Annotated in this window: 20 protein-coding genes; 18 read left to right on the top strand and 2 right to left on the bottom strand. The window is 60.7% G+C overall.

The genetic code is table 11. The features are described from left to right. The first annotated feature begins 17 nt into the window (after window positions 1–17). From N2A98_RS13265 to N2A98_RS13300, 8 genes are all read left to right on the top strand, one after another. Entirely contained in the window at window positions 18–2,630 is a 2,613-nt protein-coding gene (locus N2A98_RS13265; protein WP_275622093.1) for an outer membrane usher protein, read from the top strand. After that, a complete protein-coding gene (locus tag N2A98_RS13270) occupies window positions 2,627–3,388 on the top strand; it encodes a fimbria/pilus periplasmic chaperone (RefSeq protein WP_069557738.1) in 762 nt (253 codons plus the stop codon). The genes N2A98_RS13265 and N2A98_RS13270 overlap by 4 nt, the downstream gene beginning before the upstream one ends. A gap of 20 nt (window positions 3,389–3,408) precedes the next feature. After that, window positions 3,409–3,981, top strand: a complete 573-nt coding sequence (locus N2A98_RS13275) for a fimbrial protein (protein ID WP_044273917.1) — start codon at window positions 3,409–3,411, stop codon at window positions 3,979–3,981. A 10-nt stretch (window positions 3,982–3,991) separates the two neighbouring features. After that, complete coding sequence (locus N2A98_RS13280; RefSeq protein ID WP_275622094.1) at window positions 3,992–4,486, top strand: fimbrial protein; 495 nt, start codon at window positions 3,992–3,994, stop codon at window positions 4,484–4,486. Window positions 4,487–4,499: 13 nt separating this feature from the next. Further along, window positions 4,500–4,979 (top strand): fimbrial protein, encoded by a 480-nt coding sequence (locus N2A98_RS13285; RefSeq protein WP_044273918.1) that lies wholly within the window; start codon window positions 4,500–4,502, stop codon window positions 4,977–4,979. An 11-nt stretch (window positions 4,980–4,990) separates the two neighbouring features. Next, complete coding sequence (locus tag N2A98_RS13290) at window positions 4,991–5,515, top strand: fimbrial protein (RefSeq protein WP_032897202.1); 525 nt, start codon at window positions 4,991–4,993, stop codon at window positions 5,513–5,515. Window positions 5,516–5,611: 96 nt separating this feature from the next. Continuing rightward, on the top strand, window positions 5,612–6,580 hold the full coding sequence (locus N2A98_RS13295; protein WP_044273919.1) for a fimbrial protein: 969 nt from the start codon (window positions 5,612–5,614) through the stop codon (window positions 6,578–6,580). A gap of 141 nt (window positions 6,581–6,721) precedes the next feature. Beyond that, the gene (locus tag N2A98_RS13300; RefSeq protein WP_032897198.1) at window positions 6,722–7,003 is read left to right on the top strand and encodes a hypothetical protein; all 282 of its coding nucleotides are present in this window, start codon (window positions 6,722–6,724) and stop codon (window positions 7,001–7,003) included. A 5-nt stretch (window positions 7,004–7,008) separates the two neighbouring features. On the opposite strand, the gene N2A98_RS13305 is transcribed toward N2A98_RS13300, so the two are convergent. Beyond that, entirely contained in the window at window positions 7,009–7,239 is a 231-nt protein-coding gene (locus N2A98_RS13305) for a hypothetical protein (RefSeq protein ID WP_032897196.1), read from the bottom strand. Window positions 7,240–7,384: 145 nt separating this feature from the next. Next, window positions 7,385–7,735 carry a hypothetical protein gene (locus N2A98_RS13310; RefSeq protein ID WP_003191317.1) on the bottom strand — a complete coding sequence of 117 codons (351 nt, stop codon included), beginning with the start codon at window positions 7,733–7,735 and terminating at the stop codon, window positions 7,385–7,387. Between the two features lie 212 nt (window positions 7,736–7,947). On the opposite strand from N2A98_RS13310, the gene N2A98_RS13315 reads away from it, so the two are divergent. The 10 genes from N2A98_RS13315 (at window position 7,948) to N2A98_RS13360 (ending at window position 16,911) form a co-directional block, all read left to right on the top strand. Beyond that, the gene (locus N2A98_RS13315; protein WP_003191319.1) at window positions 7,948–8,250 is read left to right on the top strand and encodes a DUF1883 domain-containing protein; all 303 of its coding nucleotides are present in this window, start codon (window positions 7,948–7,950) and stop codon (window positions 8,248–8,250) included. A 26-nt stretch (window positions 8,251–8,276) separates the two neighbouring features. Continuing rightward, window positions 8,277–8,444 carry a hypothetical protein gene (locus tag N2A98_RS13320; protein WP_098951408.1) on the top strand — a complete coding sequence of 56 codons (168 nt, stop codon included), beginning with the start codon at window positions 8,277–8,279 and terminating at the stop codon, window positions 8,442–8,444. Between the two features lie 3 nt (window positions 8,445–8,447). After that, on the top strand, window positions 8,448–9,113 hold the full coding sequence (gene alkB, locus N2A98_RS13325; protein ID WP_275622095.1) for a DNA oxidative demethylase AlkB: 666 nt from the start codon (window positions 8,448–8,450) through the stop codon (window positions 9,111–9,113). A 75-nt stretch (window positions 9,114–9,188) separates the two neighbouring features. Next, on the top strand, window positions 9,189–10,262 hold the full coding sequence (gene ada, locus N2A98_RS13330) for a bifunctional DNA-binding transcriptional regulator/O6-methylguanine-DNA methyltransferase Ada (protein ID WP_044273922.1): 1,074 nt from the start codon (window positions 9,189–9,191) through the stop codon (window positions 10,260–10,262). Between the two features lie 71 nt (window positions 10,263–10,333). Then, complete coding sequence (locus N2A98_RS13335; RefSeq protein ID WP_047710914.1) at window positions 10,334–11,398, top strand: nitronate monooxygenase; 1,065 nt, start codon at window positions 10,334–10,336, stop codon at window positions 11,396–11,398. 111 nt (window positions 11,399–11,509) lie between these two features. Beyond that, a complete protein-coding gene (gene modA, locus N2A98_RS13340) occupies window positions 11,510–12,262 on the top strand; it encodes a molybdate ABC transporter substrate-binding protein (protein WP_069557743.1) in 753 nt (250 codons plus the stop codon). Then, complete coding sequence (gene modB, locus N2A98_RS13345; protein WP_044273925.1) at window positions 12,263–12,943, top strand: molybdate ABC transporter permease subunit; 681 nt, start codon at window positions 12,263–12,265, stop codon at window positions 12,941–12,943. It abuts the gene before it with no gap. Between the two features lie 5 nt (window positions 12,944–12,948). Continuing rightward, a complete protein-coding gene (gene modC / locus N2A98_RS13350; protein ID WP_275622096.1) occupies window positions 12,949–14,028 on the top strand; it encodes a molybdenum ABC transporter ATP-binding protein in 1,080 nt (359 codons plus the stop codon). 74 nt (window positions 14,029–14,102) lie between these two features. After that, window positions 14,103–15,152, top strand: coding sequence for a DNA topoisomerase IB (locus tag N2A98_RS13355; protein WP_275622097.1), 1,050 nt, complete (start codon window positions 14,103–14,105; stop codon window positions 15,150–15,152). Between the two features lie 124 nt (window positions 15,153–15,276). Then, window positions 15,277–16,911, top strand: a complete 1,635-nt coding sequence (locus tag N2A98_RS13360; protein WP_153474872.1) for an ABC-F family ATP-binding cassette domain-containing protein — start codon at window positions 15,277–15,279, stop codon at window positions 16,909–16,911. Window positions 16,912–16,918: the final 7 nt, after the last annotated feature.

Raw genomic sequence — 16,918 nt, forward strand, 5'->3', positions numbered from 1 at the left:
ATTGATGGGTTGCTTTCATGCTGAATGCGTCGAAGATCAAACATACGCTGCGCCCCACGTTGGTTGGCGGGCTGATGTCACTGGCAGGCACAGCCTTGGGTGCCGGGGATATCGAATTCAATACCGACGTTCTTGACCTGAATGATCGCACCAATATCGATTTGTCGCGGTTTTCGCGCAGCGGTTTCATTCTGCCCGGCACTTACACGATGCTTGTGCAGATCAACGGCCAGGCGCTTTCCGAGCAGTCGGTGGCGTTTTATCCCCCTGATGATGACCCGAAGGGTAGCCAGGCCTGCTTGTCCGCAGAGCTCGTGGCGCAACTGGGCCTGAAGGCGATCGAAGCAGCCAGGCTCACAAGGTGGAAAGGCGACGAGTGCCTGGACCTTCAAGGCTTGGCAGGTGCCGAGGTAAGTGCAGACCTGGCCACCTCCACATTGAGCATCAACCTGCCCCACGCCTACCTTGAGTACAGCGCCCTCAACTGGGATCCGCCTGCACGCTGGGATGAAGGCGTACCGGGACTGTTGATCGACTACAACCTGACGGCGCAGTCCAACGCCCAGAAAAACGAGCGCACCCGCAACCACCTCAGTGGCAACGGAACGCTGGGGGCCAATGCCGGGGCCTGGCGCCTGAGGGCCGACTGGCAGGGCCGTGTCGACAGCGCAAGGGACCGTTCCGCCGGGGAACAGAAGCTGGAGTGGAGCCGCTACTACGCTTACCGCGCCATTCCTGCCTTGAGGGCGCGGCTGGTAGTTGGCGAAAACTACCTGTATTCGGACCTGTTCGACAGCTTCCGCTTTACCGGTGCTGCGTTGACGTCAGACGAAAGTCAGCTGCCCCCCAACCTGCGCGGTTACGCACCTGAAGTGGTGGGGTTGGCCAAGACCAACGCCAGGGTGATCGTCAGCCAGCAAGGGCGCGTGCTGTATGAAACCCTGGTGGCCGCCGGCCCCTTTCGTATCCAGGACCTCAATGATGCCGTCACCGGTACGCTGGATGTGCGGGTAGAGGAGCAAGACGGTTCGGTACAGACCTTCAAGCTCAACACCGCAGGCGTTCCTTACCTGACGCGCCCTGGGCAAGTTCGATACAAGCTGGCGAGCGGGCGGCCTTCGGATCTCCAATATGGCGCTGACGGCAACTTTTTTGGCACGGGGGAGTTCTCCTGGGGCGTGAGCAACGGCTGGTCGTTGTTCGGCGGCGCCATCACCGACAACAACTACCGGGCCGCCACTATCGGCGCTGGCCGCGACCTGTTGGCATTGGGCGCGTTATCCCTGGATGTCACCCAGTCCCGGGCTGAGGTATGGAATCAAACGCTCTCGGGTAAATCCTACCGCCTGCAATATTCGAAGAACTTTGAACAATACGACAGCCAGGTCACCTTCGCCGGTTATCGGTTCTCCGATAAGAACTTCTTGAGCATGAGTGAATATTTAGACGCTCGTCATTACGGCAGGAACGGGGAACTGGCGGGCCGCGGACAATACGACGAATTCGGTCAATATGCCGGTGAATTCAAACCTATAGGTGGCAGCAAAGCGCTGTATACAGCGACCGTTAACAAACAATTTCGCGACTTGGGCGCCACAGTCTACGCCAGTTATAACAAACAAACTTACTGGTCGCGACCGGCTACCCAGCGCTGGAACTTGTCGGTGTCCCGCTACTTCAATGTGGGCACCGTCAAAAACATGAGTTTGTCGCTCAACGTTTATCGCACGTTGGATTACAACTACAAGGATAACGGCATGGCGCTGACGGTCAGCCTGCCGTTGGGACGCAGCGGCACGCTGTCGCTGGACGCCAGCCGGGCCGCTGGCAAGAACGGCTTTTCAACGCGTTACAGCGACCGCCTCGATGAGCGCAACAGCTACCAGTTGACCGCCAGCGATAATTCGGCCAGTGGCTATCTGAGCCACATGGGTGATCAAGCGGACCTGACACTCGCCGCCAGCCGGCAACAAGACAGTCGCACCAGTCTCAGCCTGTCAGCCCGCGGCGGTGGCACGCTCACGTCTCACGGCGCAGCCCTGCATCGCACCAACAGCATGGGCGGCACCCGTTTGATGGTGGATACCATCGGCGTGCCTGACGTGCCGGTGCGTGGTTACGGCTCGCCGACCCGCAGCAACGCCTTCGGTAAAGCGGTGATCGCCGACCTGAGCAGCTACCAGCGTACGGCAGCCAGCGTCGATCTGGAGAGCCTGCCGAGCAATGTCGAAGCCACTCAATCCGTCACTCAACTGACCCTCACCGAAGGCGCCATCGGTTATCGCGCCCTGGACGTGATTGCCGGTGAAAAAGCCATGGCGGTGCTGCGCCTGCCCGATGGCAGCTCGCCGCCCTTCGGTGCGACGGTCCAGAACGCCAAGCAGCAGGACACCGGCATCGTGAATGACGGCGGCAATGTCTACCTCAGCGGCATTCAAGCCGGTGAACAGATGGTCGTCAGTTGGGGCGGGAATGAGCGCTGCACCCTCACCCTTCCCGATGTCTTGCCCGCTGACGGCCTGAGCAACGCCCTGCAATTGGACTGCCGAGTCGCAGCCACCGATCAACCCTTGTCAGCGCCGGCAGAACTGACCGGCAAACACCCCGTCACGGAGACCACATCCTCATGACCCTGTACAAACGCATCACCCTCTCGACCCTCACCCTGCTGACGCTCGCCGTGAGCCACAGCGGCCACGCTGCAATTGGCCTGGACCGTACCCGCGTGATTTTCGACGGCAGCAAGGACGCCGCCAGCGTGAACATCACCAATAACAACACCCAATTGCCGTACCTGGCCCAGGGCTGGATCGAGAATGAAGAGGGCCAGAAACTCACCACGCCCTTGATCGTGCTGCCCCCGGTGCAGCGCCTGGAACCGGGCAAACAGAGCCAGGTAAAAGTCCAGGCGCTGCCGGCGGCCAAGTCGTTGCCCCAGGATCGAGAGACGGTCTACTACTTCAACCTGCGGGAAATTCCGCCACGCACCGATAAGGCCAACACCCTGCAAATCGCGCTGCAGACCCGGATCAAACTGTTCTACCGGCCTCAAGCCATTACGCCCAGCCAGCAAGACCTGTCCAACCCCTGGCAGGAAAAGCTGACCCTGACCCGGCAAGGCGAGCATTACCGGGTGAATAACCCGACGCCCTACTACGTGACCCTGGTGGATGCGCGCAGCACCAAAGAGGGCAAGACCGTGGCCGGTTTCGAGCCGGTGATGGTGCCGCCCAAAGGCACGCTGATCCTCGGCCCGACCGCCAAGGCCCTGGGCCCTACCCCTCACTTGGCCTACGTCAATGATTACGGCGGCCGTCCGCTGCTGGCCTTCACCTGCAGCGGCGAGACGTGCAAGGTCAACCTGCAAGCAGCACTGCCCAAACAGTAAGCCTGTCGCTGGAGTCAGCCATGAAGTCTCATTACATAACGGCATTGGGCGGCCTGTTACTGGCCTTTGGAGGGAGCGCGCAGGCCGAGGATATCGAGGGCATGAATGGCGTGCTGAATATTTCCGGCTCCATGCACGAAACCCCGTGCAGCCTGGAAATGACCTCGCTGCATCAGACCATTGAACTGGGCGACGTCTCCACCAGCCAGTTACGTCGGCCTGGTGATCAGGCCAACCAGGTGGCCTTCCAGTTGCGCTTTACCGAGTGCAACCGCACCGCCGGCAGTATCCGCAGTGAACGCACCGGCAACCTGACCTGGAGCGCCTTTCAACCGGTGCTGTCGGTGGCCTTTATCGCGCCTGCCGATGACGACGATTCGCGCCTGGTCAAAGTGCAAGGCATCACCGGCCTGGGGCTGCAACTGACCGACGCCCTGGGGCGGGACGTACAACTGGGCCAACGCGGCGAACCGCTGTTCTTGCCCCTGGGCGGTAACACCAAGACCTGGAACGTTCGGCCTACGCGCACCGCTGCGCCATTGACCAGCGGGGCATTCCGGGCCGTGGTGGATTTCAGGCTCAATTATGAGTAAGGGCAGAACAATGGCTAAGTCATACGGCCCCTGTGCCGTGTTAATGGGCAGCGGTTTGCTCTGGGCGCTCAGCCTGGGCGCGCAGGCCGAGACCAACCTGACCATCCGCGCGGTGATCATTGCGCCGCCGCCGTGTGTCATCAACAGCGGCAGTACGCTCGACGTGCCTTTTGGCAATGACCTGCTGACCTCGCGAGTCGACGGGGTCAATTATCGCCGTGGCGTGCCGTACACCGTCACCTGCAGCTCCCCTTTCAGCAACGCGCTGACTTTGGAACTCAGGGGCACGGGTGCCGCATTCGACAGCCGCGTGCTGGTCACCCGCAAGCCTGATCTTGGGGTAAAGCTGTTCATCAATGGCGCCGATTGGCCGCTGAACACGGCGGTGAACTTCACCTATCCCAACGTGCCGGTGGTGCAGGCGGTACCCGTCAAACGCCCGGGCAGCACGCTGACCGGAGGCGCATTCGATGCGGCCGCCACCCTCGTGGTCGATTATCAATGAAGAGGAATGACCAATGATCTGTTGGCCGCAGCGAGCGTTGCTCGCCTTGTGCTCCCTGGGCCTGTGCAGCGTTGCATCGGCCAACCTGACGTTTAGCGGCACGCTCAACGAGCCTCCCCCGTGCACGATCGATGCGGGCAACACCATCGAGGTGGATTTTGGCGATGTCGGGATCAAGCGCGTCGACGGTGTGCAGTACCGAAAAGGCGTGGGCTACACCATCAACTGCGGCACCGACACGCTGCCATGGGCGTTGAAATTGAGTGTCAACGGCACGCCAACCACCTTTGACGGGGCGGCGGTACAGACAAGCGTACCGGCGCTGGGTATTCGGATTTTCCAGAACAACCTGCCTTTTTCACTCAATACGCCACTGGATATCAGCCTGTCATCACCGCCCGTATTGGAAGTGGTGCCGGTCAAACAGCCCGGCGCAACCCTGGCGCCCGCAAGGTTTAGCGCGGTGGCCACGCTGTTGGCCGAATACCAGTAGGAGTCGAATCAATGGGACATTTACACCGTGCAGCGCTGGTATTGGCCTTGAGCCTGGCCGCCGACGCCCAAGCAGCGGACAACCTGAGTTTCAAGGGCAACCTGGTTCAGGAGGCCTGCACCCTGCGGCCGGGCGACGAGGCCGTCACCCTGGAACTCTGGGACGTTACCAGCAAGCACCTGTATATCAACACCCGTTCACAGGGCAAGGACTTCAGGCTGCACCTGGAGAACTGCGACACCACCATTGGCGCCACGGTCAGCATCACCTTTGGCGGCAGGGAAAACACCGCGTTGCCCGGCATGCTAGCGCTGGATGGCGGCAGTGGCGCCTCAGGCATCGGGGTGGGCATAGAGACGCCGAGCAACAAGCCACTGCCGCTGAATTCGCCCAGCGATGCGCAGGTACTGATAGATGGCAGCAATGTGATCGCGCTTAAAGCCTTTGTGCAGGGCGAGCCGCAAGCCATCAGCGACCAGACCATCGGCCAAGGCGCGTACAGGGTGACCTCGACTTTTACTTTGGACTATCCGTAGCCGTTGCTGGCCTGAAAACGGCCTGGGCAAACCTTAATTATCTTCCGGATGATCACTCACAGTGACGTTCGGACAGAGGCGCAATGAGAGATCAAAATGAAACGACTCTATGGAGCAATAGTGCTTCTCGTCCTGCTAAGTGTGACGACCACCTCGCGAGCAGCGGATTGCCGCGTTAATGGCGGAAATTGGCAATATGTTGGCGACGGCGGGATCCTGAACCTGGAGGTCCCCGTCAACGTGAGTGTCGGCTCGGACAACACCCGTATCCTTCTCGAAGGCGCGTGGCTGGAATGCCGATTTACGCCCTCCCATGCTCACCCCACACGCATAGACTTTTGGGGGACATCCGCGCAAGCCGGCGCCCCCTGGGTGCCCGGGCCGAAATTCAACAATCAAGGCACCGGTCTACGCATAAACGGCGCGTTTTATAACACCCCGGTGCCGTTTAATATTCGGATCGCGACCATGCCCAACAACTTTGTGGCGTATCCCATCTATGTAACCCCCTATATCCTGCTGCGCAACGACCCCAGCAACCCGATCAGCGTGGTAATAGGTGACATTCTGGGCGCGCTGAATCTGCACCAGACGAATAATTACAGCTTTGGAAGCACGCGGCTCGTCCTCACGTACAAAGCCGCCAACAACTTCGGCATCTCGCCGTCGACCTGCACCATCAACAATAACAACCCCATCGAGATCAACTTCGGCAATGTACAACAGCGGGCGATCGGCACCGATCCCCTTACCACCTCGGTTCGCGCCAACCGCAGGCTCACCTATTCATGCCCCAATGGTGGGATCAACACCGACATCACCATCACCTACAAAGGCATTTCGACATCGTTCGACGACAGGCTATTGGTGATGAGCAACCCGAACGTGGGCACCGCCCTCGTGCGTGCGGGCTCAGCGGTGAGGGTCAACGGTTCATTCCGCACCCGCATCACCAACAGCATGGGAGGCGATGATGTGACCTTTTCGCTCGTACGACGAGCAGGTGACTTCCCTGCTGCCGGGGCAATCAGCGGAAGTGGCGTGCTGGTAATGGGCGTGCCATGACTGTCACCCACTGACTTACAGGGTGTGCAAGCGCAGCACGGGTAACCTGCCACTGCACACCCGATGGCAGTTCGCTATAATCGCCGCCAACGCCCCACGACAGTGTCAGCGCCCTCTATTCCCTCTCGACGAAGATCCCTTATGAACAAAATCCTGGCACTGACCGCGGTATTGGCACTCGCCGGCTGCACCACCGCTTCCGACACCTTGCTTAAAAATGGCGAACAAGGCTTGACCATCGATTGCTCGGGCGAGGCCAATTCATGGGCCAGTTGCTACGAGAAAGCGGACGCATCCTGCGCGGGCACCGGTTACCGCATCGTCGGCACCAACGGTACGCCGGCGCTCAAGGAAAGCGACAAGACCCTGGGCCAGGACGTGGGCAACTTCAAAGGCCGCAGCGTGGTGGTGGTCTGCAAGTAACGCTGCTACAGGTGCACTTCAGCGAACTTGATCCCCAGGCCACGCAGGAGTTCGATCAGGTCATCCAGGCGCGCGAACGATTCGACCTCATCCTGCTCGTCCACCAGGAAGTAGCTGCGCCCGCCGCTCTTCTTGAAAAATACGATCCACTCGCCCAAATCGGCGGGGTTCTGGATGACATGGGTGGCCGAAATCTGCCCTTCGGCATGGCGGGCTTTGACGTGTTCTCGTTTCATAACGGGCTTTCCAGAAAAACAAATGCCGCTCAAACCCAGGGTTTGAGCGGCATCTTTGTAGTGAATGCCCGACAGTTTAACGGATGCAGGCCGTCCCTGCAGGGTGATGGCTTTTTTTATCGGGGTTGAGGGGTGGGCCTGTGGCTCAACCGGAAATGCACTCTTCCCCTGCCTTCTTCACGTCGCCCGGGCGGATGGGCACATTGGACATGCTTTCATAAAGCTTGATGCTGCTACCGCTGGAGCGGTCTTCGATTTCAAAAATTGCCGATGGGTCTGCCGAGAATTTCTGCGGCACGATCACCTGAATGCCGTCTTTATGGGGCTCGATCTGCGGCGGCCGACGGGTCGCCTCCAATTTGCGCACCACACACGCCGCATATTCCTGCGGCTTCTTCCCTGAGATGACCACCAATGTTGGCGGGGTCTGCTTGATATCTGCAACCGAAGCACACCCACCTATTGCCAAGGCCAGCACCAACACACTCCACTTCATACAAAAACCTCCGATAAAGACCCTACGACAGCGGGGATGGTAATTTTCTCCCGCCAACGTAGGATTTATCTGTGATAACTCGGTAAATAACTGTTTTAAATTGTCGAAGTCGTCGACGACGGCCCGATAATAAACGCGCTGGGGCTGATAAACTCCATCTTAACCTACGTATCGTTCTGATTTTTCAGAAAAAGCCCTTCTGGAGACACCCCATGAAATTCATCCACCAGCGTGAGCACCTCAACGAGGGAGACATTGTCGTCATCGAATGCTCGCAGACCTGCAATATTCGCCTGATGAGTGATGCGAACTTTCGCAGCTTCAAAAATGGCGGCCGCCATACCTACCACGGCGGCGCATTTGATAAATTCCCGGCCAAGATCACCGCACCGAGCACCGGCTTCTGGAACATCACCCTGGATGTGGTGACCCGTCGCGCCATCAGCGTGACCCGCAAGCCTGCGTTGTCCCACAAGATCCGCATCGTTCGTCGCACCAGCAGCAAGCTAAGCTGACCCGAACACCTGACAGGAAAAAAGCTGTGACCACCACAACCAAATACGTCATCAAGTACAAGCTCAACGGCGAACGCCGCTTTGAATTTGCCCAGCTGCACAGCAACAGCGTCGAAGAAGCCAAGCAAGCCTTGGCGAAAATTCATGATGCCAGCGACGAAATCACCGACATCAATGTGAGCAAGGCGCTGTAAGCCATGCCGGGCCCTACCGCCGATTTGTTTGCCGATGATGCCCTGCAACAGCCTGCCGGGCGCGAGCAAATTGGCGAAGAATCCTACGTACTGAAGGGCTATGCCCTGCCCTGGATCGAGCGGTTATTGCCTGAACTGCGGCGTGTCCTGGCTCAATCACCGTTTCGGCGGATGGTCACCCCCGGCGGTTTTACCATGTCGGCGGCGCTGAGCAGTTGCGGCGAGCTGGGCTGGACCACCGACGCCCGTGGCTATCGCTACAGCCCACTCGACCCACGCAGCCAGCAACCCTGGCCCGTCATGCCCGACACATTGCGCCAACTAGCGGTGGCAGCGGCTACCGAGGCCGGTTTCAGCGGTTTTCAACCCGATGCCTGCCTGATCAACCGTTACGTACCGGGGGCGAAAATGTCCCTGCACCAGGACAAGAACGAGCGCAGCTACAGCGCGCCCGTGGTCTCGGTGTCCCTGGGGCTGCCAGCGATTTTCCTGTTCGGTGGTCATGCGCGCAGTGATAAAACCCAGAAGGTCTCGTTGTTCCATGGTGATGTGGTGGTGTGGGGCGGCGTTGATCGCCTGCGCTTTCATGGCGTGATGCCGATCAAGGACGGCGTGCATCCGATCATGGGCCCGCAGCGCATCAACCTGACCTTTCGCACCGCTGGCTAATTTGACCGCAAGCTTCGGAGTGCCGATTGCGCGCAGCAGGCTTAATCTGCTCCTGAACCGTCAAGAGTGCAGGCCATGAACAACGAACACGATCCGCGCTGGGCTGCCATTATTGCCCGGGATGCCAAGGCTGACGCGCTATTTGTCTACGGCGTGAAAACCACTGGTATTTATTGCCGCCCCAGCAGCGCCTCGCGTTTGCCGCGCCCGGAAAATGTCGAGTTCTTCGACACGCCGGCGCAGGCCGAGGCCGCAGGTTATCGCCCGAGCAAACGCGCTGCTGGCGACCAGACCCAATTGGCCGCACACCATGGACAGCTAGTGGCCGAGGCCTGCCGGCAAATCGAACAGGCCGAAACGCCGCCTAGCCTGGACATGCTTGCCCGATGCGCCGGGTTGAGTCCGTTTCACTTCCACCGCGTATTCAAAGCCAACACCGGGTTGACCCCCAAGGGTTACGCCAGCGCCCTGCGTTCGCGCAGAGTGCGCGACGGCCTCAAGGGCCAGCATTCGGTGACAGACACCCTGTACGACGCGGGCTTTAATTCCAATAGCCGTTTTTACGAAGCCGCCGACCAAGTGCTCGGCATGAAACCGCGAGACTACAAAGGCGGCGGCGCCAATAACACCATCCGCTTTGCCGTTGGGCAGTGCTCGCTGGGGGCGATTCTGGTGGCGCAAAGCCAACGTGGCGTGTGTGCGATTTTATTGGGCGATGATCCGGGCAAACTGGTGCGCGACCTGCAAGACCAGTTTCCCAAGGCTGAGTTGATTGGCGCGGATCAGGGGTTCGAACAACTGGTCGCCCACGTCGTCGGCTTTGTCGAGGCCCCTGCCCTGGGCCTGGATTTGCCCCTGGACCTGCGCGGCACGGCCTTTCAGGAACGGGTGTGGCAGGCGTTACGGGAAATCCCTGCGGGCAGCACTGCCAGTTATGCGCAGATTGCCGAGCGTATCGGCGCGCCCACCTCCTTTCGCGCGGTGGCCCAGGCTTGTGGTGCCAACCACCTGGCGGTGGCGATTCCCTGTCATCGCGTGGTGCGCAGTAATGGTGAGCTGTCGGGCTACCGCTGGGGCGTGGAACGTAAGCGTCAGTTGCTTGAGCGCGAAACCCAGCCCCACAAAATGCCGCTGTCGTCCAGTGAATAAAACAGACTGGCCGGGTGCCGATTGCCCTGCTAAAACAGCGAAAAGCCCGACTAACGCTGGAGACGCACCCCATGAGCACCTGGCCAGACACCCGCATTCTTGACCTGTTGGGCATTGAGGTGCCGATCATTCAGGCGCCGATGGCTGGCGCGACGCCCACCGCCATGGTCATCGCCGCCCAGCAAGCCGGCGCCCTGGGCTCCATGCCCGCCGCAGCCTTGAGCCTGGAGCAACTGCGCGACGCCTTGGCCCTCATTCGCCAGGCCAGCAACGCGCCGCTCAACGTCAACTTCTTCTGCCATCAACCGCCCGATGGCGATGAAGCGCGGGACCAGGCTTGGAAGGCCTTGCTGCAACCTTACTACCATGAACTGGGCGTCGACTTCGATGCGCCAACCCCGTTGTCCAACCGCGCGCCGTTCAACGACGCAGCCTGCCAGGTGGTGGAAGAATTTCGGCCAGAAGTGGTGAGTTTTCACTTTGGCCTACCAGAGAAGTCCTTACTCGACCGAGTAAAAGCCACCGGTGCCAAGGTGCTGTCATCGGCCACCACCGTCGAGGAAGCCGTGTGGTTGGAACAGCACGGCTGTGACGCGATTATCGCCATGGGCCTTGAAGCCGGTGGGCATCGTGGTCTGTTTCTCAGCGATGACCTCAACAGCCAGATCGGCTTGATGGCGCTGTTGCCACAGATTGTCGACGCGGTCAGCGTGCCGGTGATTGCCGCGGGCGGAATCGGCGATGCGCGTGGCATCGTTGCGGCCTTTGCCCTCGGCGCTTCGGCGGTGCAGATCGGCACGGCCTACCTGTTCACGCCCGAAGCCACTGTAAGCGCTTCCCATCACCACGCGCTGCGCCATGCCCAGGCCAGCGAAACCGCGCTGACCAACCTGTTTACCGGCCGCCCTGCGCGGGGCATCGTCAACCGCGTGATGCGTGAACTCGGCGCCATCAACCCGGTGGCGCCGGCGTTTCCTAAAGCCGGTGGCGCGTTAATGCCGCTCAAGGCCAAGGATGAAGCCGGTTTCAGCAACCTGTGGGCAGGCCAGGCTCTGAGGCTGGGCAAAGACCTGTCCACCTATGACCTGACACGCCAATTAGCCGAGCACAGCTTGAGCAAACTCACCCGCGGCTGATCTGAGCAGCAACTTGGCACTGTACCGGCAATGGCCAACCGCTATATATTCCCATACATAGCGGTAAGCCCTCTTTCCTACCCCTGCCGTACACCTTTAAGGAGTTGCTTCATGATGACCCGCGTTTCGCGCCTGGCCCCCCTGCTTGCCGCCTTTGCCTTGGGTACGGCCCATGCCGATGAAGTGCAGGTGGCCGTGGCCGCCAACTTCACCGCCCCGATCCAGGCGATTGCCGCCGACTTCGAGAAAGACACCGGCCATAAACTGGTCGCGGCTTACGGTGCTACCGGGCAGTTCTACACCCAGATCAAGAACGGTGCGCCATTTGAGGTGTTCCTCAGCGCCGATGACACCACCCCGCAAAAACTCGAAAGCGAAGGCGCTACCGTCAAGGGTTCACGCTTTACCTACGCGGTCGGCACCTTGGCGCTGTGGTCGGCCAAAGACGGCTATGTGGATGCCAAGGGCGAGGTGCTGAAGAAAAATGAGTTCAAGCATTTGTCCATCGCCAACCCCAAGGCTGCACCCTACGGCTTAGCCGCCACCCAAGTGCTGGCCAGAGAAGGCTTGACTGACAAGGTCAGGGACAAGCTCGTCGAGGGCCAGAACATCACCCAGGCTTATCAGTTTGTTTCCACCGGCAACGCCGAGCTAGGCTTTGTCGCCCTCTCGCAGATCTACAAGGACGGCAAAGTCACCAGCGGTTCGGCGTGGATTGTCCCGGCCGCCATGCATGACCCGATCAAACAGGACGCCGTGATCCTCAACAAGGGCAAGGACAGCGCCGCCGCCAAGGCCCTGGTGGACTACCTCAAAGGCCCGAAAGCGGCTGCCGTTATCAAATCCTATGGTTACGAGCTGTAAATGCCCCTGTCGAGTGCTGATTTTTCTGCGATCTGGTTGACCATCAAGCTGGCCGCACTGACCACCCTGATCCTGTTGATCATCGGCACACCGATTGCCCTGTGGCTGTCGCGCACCCACTCCAAGTGGCGCGGCCCCATCGGCGCAGTGGTCGCGCTGCCGTTGGTGTTGCCGCCAACGGTCATCGGCTTTTACTTGCTGCTGGCCATGGGGCCCAACGGCTACGTCGGCCAGTTCACCCAGTGGCTGGGCCTGGGCACCCTCACCTTCAGTTTCGCCGGGCTGGTGATTGGCTCGGTGATCTACTCCATGCCCTTCGTGGTGCAGCCGTTGCAGAACGCGTTTTCGGCCATCGGCACGCGCCCGCTGGAAGTGGCCGCGACCTTGCGCGCCAACCCGTGGGACACGTTTTTCACGGTGATCCTGCCGCTGGCACGCCCTGGGTTTATCACCGCCTCGATCCTGGGCTTTGCCCATACCGTCGGTGAGTTCGGCGTGGTACTGATGATCGGCGGCAATATCCCGGACAAGACCCGCGTCGTCTCGGTGCAGATCTACGACCATGTCGAAGCCATGGAATATGCCCAGGCCCATTGGCTGGCCGGCGCCATGGTGGTGTTCGCGTTTCTCGTGTTGCTGGCGCTCTACTCCAGCCGTAAAACCAAAATGGGCTGGAGCTGATCGCAATGATGGATATACGCCTGCACCTGAAGTACTCCGCCTTCACGCTGGATGTGGACCTGCAATTGCCCAGCCGTGGCGTGAGCGCGCTGTACGGGCATTCTGGCTCCGGCAAGACCACGTGCCTGCGCTGCATCGCCGGATTGGAACGCGCCGAACACGGTTTTGTGCAAATCAACGACGAGGTGTGGCAAGACAGCCGCAAAGGGCTGTTTGTGCCGCCGCATAAACGCGCCCTGGGCTATGTGTTCCAGGAGGCGAGTTTGTTTCCTCACCTGTCGGTGCGCGCCAATCTGGAGTTCGGCCTCAAACGTATCCCTCGTCTGCAACGGCGCGTGGACATGGCCCAGGCCACCGAACTGTTGGGCATCGGACACTTGCTTGAGCGTCATCCGCAACACTTGTCCGGCGGCGAGCGCCAGCGCATCGGCATCGCCCGCGCCTTGCTTACCAGCCCCAGGCTGTTATTGATGGATGAGCCGCTGGCGGCCCTGGACAGCCAGCGCAAAAGCGAGATATTGCCTTACCTGGAACGCCTGCACGACGAGCTGGATATCCCGGTGCTCTACGTCAGCCACGCCCAGGACGAAGTGGCGCGCCTGGCTGACTATATCGTCTTGCTCAGCGACGGTAAGGCCCTGGCCAGCGGCCCTATCGGCGAAACCCTGGCGCGTCTCGACCTGCCCCTGGCGCTGGGCGACGATGCCGGCGTGGTGATCGCCGGCAGCGTCGTTGCCTACGATGCGCACTATCAGTTGCTCACCCTGCAGTTGCCCGATTGCCCGTTGCAGATGCGCGTGGCCCATGTCCCGCTGGCGGTGGGCAACCCGCTGCGGGTCAAGGTCCAGGCGCGGGATGTGAGCCTGAGCCTGCAGGCCGAAGAACACAGCAGCATCCTCAACCGCTTGCCGGTGACCGTCACTCAAACCATCGGCGCGGACAACAGCGCCCATGTGCTGGTGCGCCTGGACGCTGGCGGCACGCCGTTACTGGCGCGCATCACGCGCTTCTCCCGCGACCAATTGCAACTGCATCCGGGCCAGACGCTGTGGGCGCAAATTAAGGCGGTGGCGGTACTGGCTTAAGCATTTGGCACGACCGCAGGGCGCTGCGGTCAATCAGACATACCGGCCTGATTTGTTGCCAAGGAACCCGCCCCATGCCTGACTCTTCGTTACCCGCCGACCTGCCTCGCGACCTGCATTATGTGGATGACACCCAGCCCGGCATCCGCCGTAAAAAAGTGCGGGGCAAGTTCCAGTATCTGAACGCCAAGGGCGAGCGCATTACCGACGCGGACGAAATAAAACGCCTGAACGCCTTGGCGGTGCCGCCCGCCTACACCGACGTGTGGATCTGTGCCGACCCTCGCGGCCACCTGCAAGCCACCGGCCGGGACGCCCGTGGCCGCAAGCAATACCGTTACCACCCACGCTGGCGCGAAGTGCGCGACAGCGACAAATATTCGCGCTTGCAGGCCTTTGGCGCCGCCTTGCCCACGTTGCGCAAACAGCTCGAAGCGCAAATCGCCGAGCCCGGGTTTACCCGCGAAAAGGTATTGGCCACGGTCGTGATGTTGCTGGACGCCACGCTGATCCGCGTCGGTAATACCCAATATGCGCGCGAAAACAAATCCTACGGCCTGACCACCCTGCGCAACCGCCATGTGGACATCAAAGGCAGCGAGATCCAGTTTCAGTTTCGTGGCAAGAGTGGCGTGGAGCACCAAGTCAGCGTCAAGGATCGACGCCTGGCCCGGGTGGTCAAGCGCTGCATGGAATTGCCGGGGCAAAACCTGTTCCAGTACCTGGACGAAGACGGTGAGCGGCATACCGTCAGCTCCCAGGACGTCAACGACTACCTGCACCGTCTGACCGGCGAAGATTTTACCGCCAAGGACTACCGCACCTGGGCCGGCACGGCGATGGCGCTGGCGGTGTTGCGCGAATTGGCGTGGCAGCCTGAATCCGACGCCAAGCGGCATGTGGTGGCGATGGTCAAGGATGTCGCCCGGCAGTTGGGCAACACGCCAGCGGTGTGTCGCAAGTGCTATATCCACCCGGCGGTGCTTGAGCATTTCAGCCTCGGCCAATTGTCGAAGCTGCCCAAGCCGCGGGTGCGCAAAGGCCTGAAAGCCGAAGAAGTCGCGCTAGCGATGTTCCTGGAAAAACTCGCCGAAGACTTGCCGCGAAAAGTTAAGGTGGGTTAGGCTCTGCCTCCCTTCTGACTCACGGGATGACCGCCGACGTGAACATCTGAGCCTTCCAAAATGTATCTGCAACGAGCCGCCTGGCGCGCTTGTTGGCCTGTTCGACATTTTTTTGGAGGTGCTCATGACTGACGTCAAACGGCTGCCCGCGCTTGTTTCCCTGCAACACCTGTCTTTCCAGTTCGCCAATGGCGAAACCTTGCTGGCCGACGTAAACCTGTCCATTGATCAAACGCCTACCGGTATCGTCGGGCGCAATGGACGGGGCAAAAGTATCCTGGCGAAGTTGATGGCCGGCGTGCTGCTGCCCTCTTCCGGCACGTTGAAAAAACCGGCCCATGTTGCCTATGTGCCCCAGGCCATCGCGGTTCAAGCAGGCCAAACCATCGCCGATATCACCGCAACTGCCGCGGCCTTGGCTGCCCTTGAGCGTATGGCCCGGGGCGATGCACGCGTCAGTGACCTGGAGCTGATCGACGACCGCTGGGACCTCGCCGAACGCCTGCGCCAGGCGCTGGATGCAGCGGGTTTGCCAACCCTCAGTGCCAGTACCCCGGCCGATCAACTCAGCGGCGGCCAACTCGCCAGGGTTGCGCTGATCGGGGCGTTGTTGGCGGCGCCGCAGTTGCTGATTCTGGATGAACCCAGCAACCACCTTGACGCTGCCGGGCGCGATTGGCTGTTGCATGTGTTGCGCGATTGGCGCGGCGGGCTGGTGGTGGTCAGCCATGATCGGCAACTGCTCAACGCCATGGGCCGCATCATCGAGCTGTCGCCTCTGGGCATTCAAGCCTATGGCGGCAACTACGATGCCTATCGCCAACAACGCGATACTCACCAGCAGGCCGCGATTGCCGCGTGGGAACAGGCGCGTCTGGCCCGCAGCCGCGAACGTCGGCGCCTGCAAAAAGACCACGACGACCTGCAGCGCCACGCCGCACGCGCACGTAAACAGGCCGAGACCGCCAACGTCGACCGTTTTACCAAAGCCCGCTGGAAAAGCGCAGCCAAGGAGATTGTCAGCACGGTACGCAGTGCCCATCACGATCACAAAAACCAACTCGACGCCCAAGTGCGCCAAGCTTACGAGCGCGTGGCGGATGAGACGCCCACACTGCTCGCATTACCAGGCTCAACCGTCCCGAATGGCCGCCAGGTGCTGGTGCTGGAACAGGCGCAATTACCCTGGCTTGATCCCCAGGCACCCGCCAGCTACCTGACGCTCAACCTGACAGGCCCGGCTCGCGTTGCCGTACGTGGGCCGAACGGTTGCGGCAAATCGACCTTGCTCAAACTGCTTGCGGGCCATTGGCGGGCGGTCAGTGGCAAATGCAGCGTCGCGGTGCCCAGCGCCTATATCGATCAGCACCTGGCGCTGCTGGACGACCGACGCAGCCTGGTCGAACAACTCAACTTGCTCGATACGCCATTGGCCGAAGCCGAACTGCGCACACGCCTGGCGTTGTTGCAGCTGGACGCGCTGCGGGTCACGCAGCCGGTAGGGCAACTCAGCGGCGGCGAGCGTTTGAAAGCCGCGATGGCGGTAGCCTTGTGGCGTGAAACACCGGCGCAGTTGCTCCTGTTGGATGAGCCCACCAATCACCTGGACCTGGAATCGGTGCTGGCGTTTGAGCAGGCACTGAAGGGGTTTACCGGCGCGCTGCTGGCCGTATCACACGACGAGGCATTCTTGCAGGCGATCGAGCCGACTCACCATTTGACGTGGCGCGCCACCGGCTGGCAACTGGAGCGTGTCTGAGGTCATT

Source organism: Pseudomonas sp. FJ2-5-13, from assembly GCF_029201605.1.
GTDB classification, from domain to species: domain Bacteria; phylum Pseudomonadota; class Gammaproteobacteria; order Pseudomonadales; family Pseudomonadaceae; genus Aquipseudomonas; species Aquipseudomonas lactis.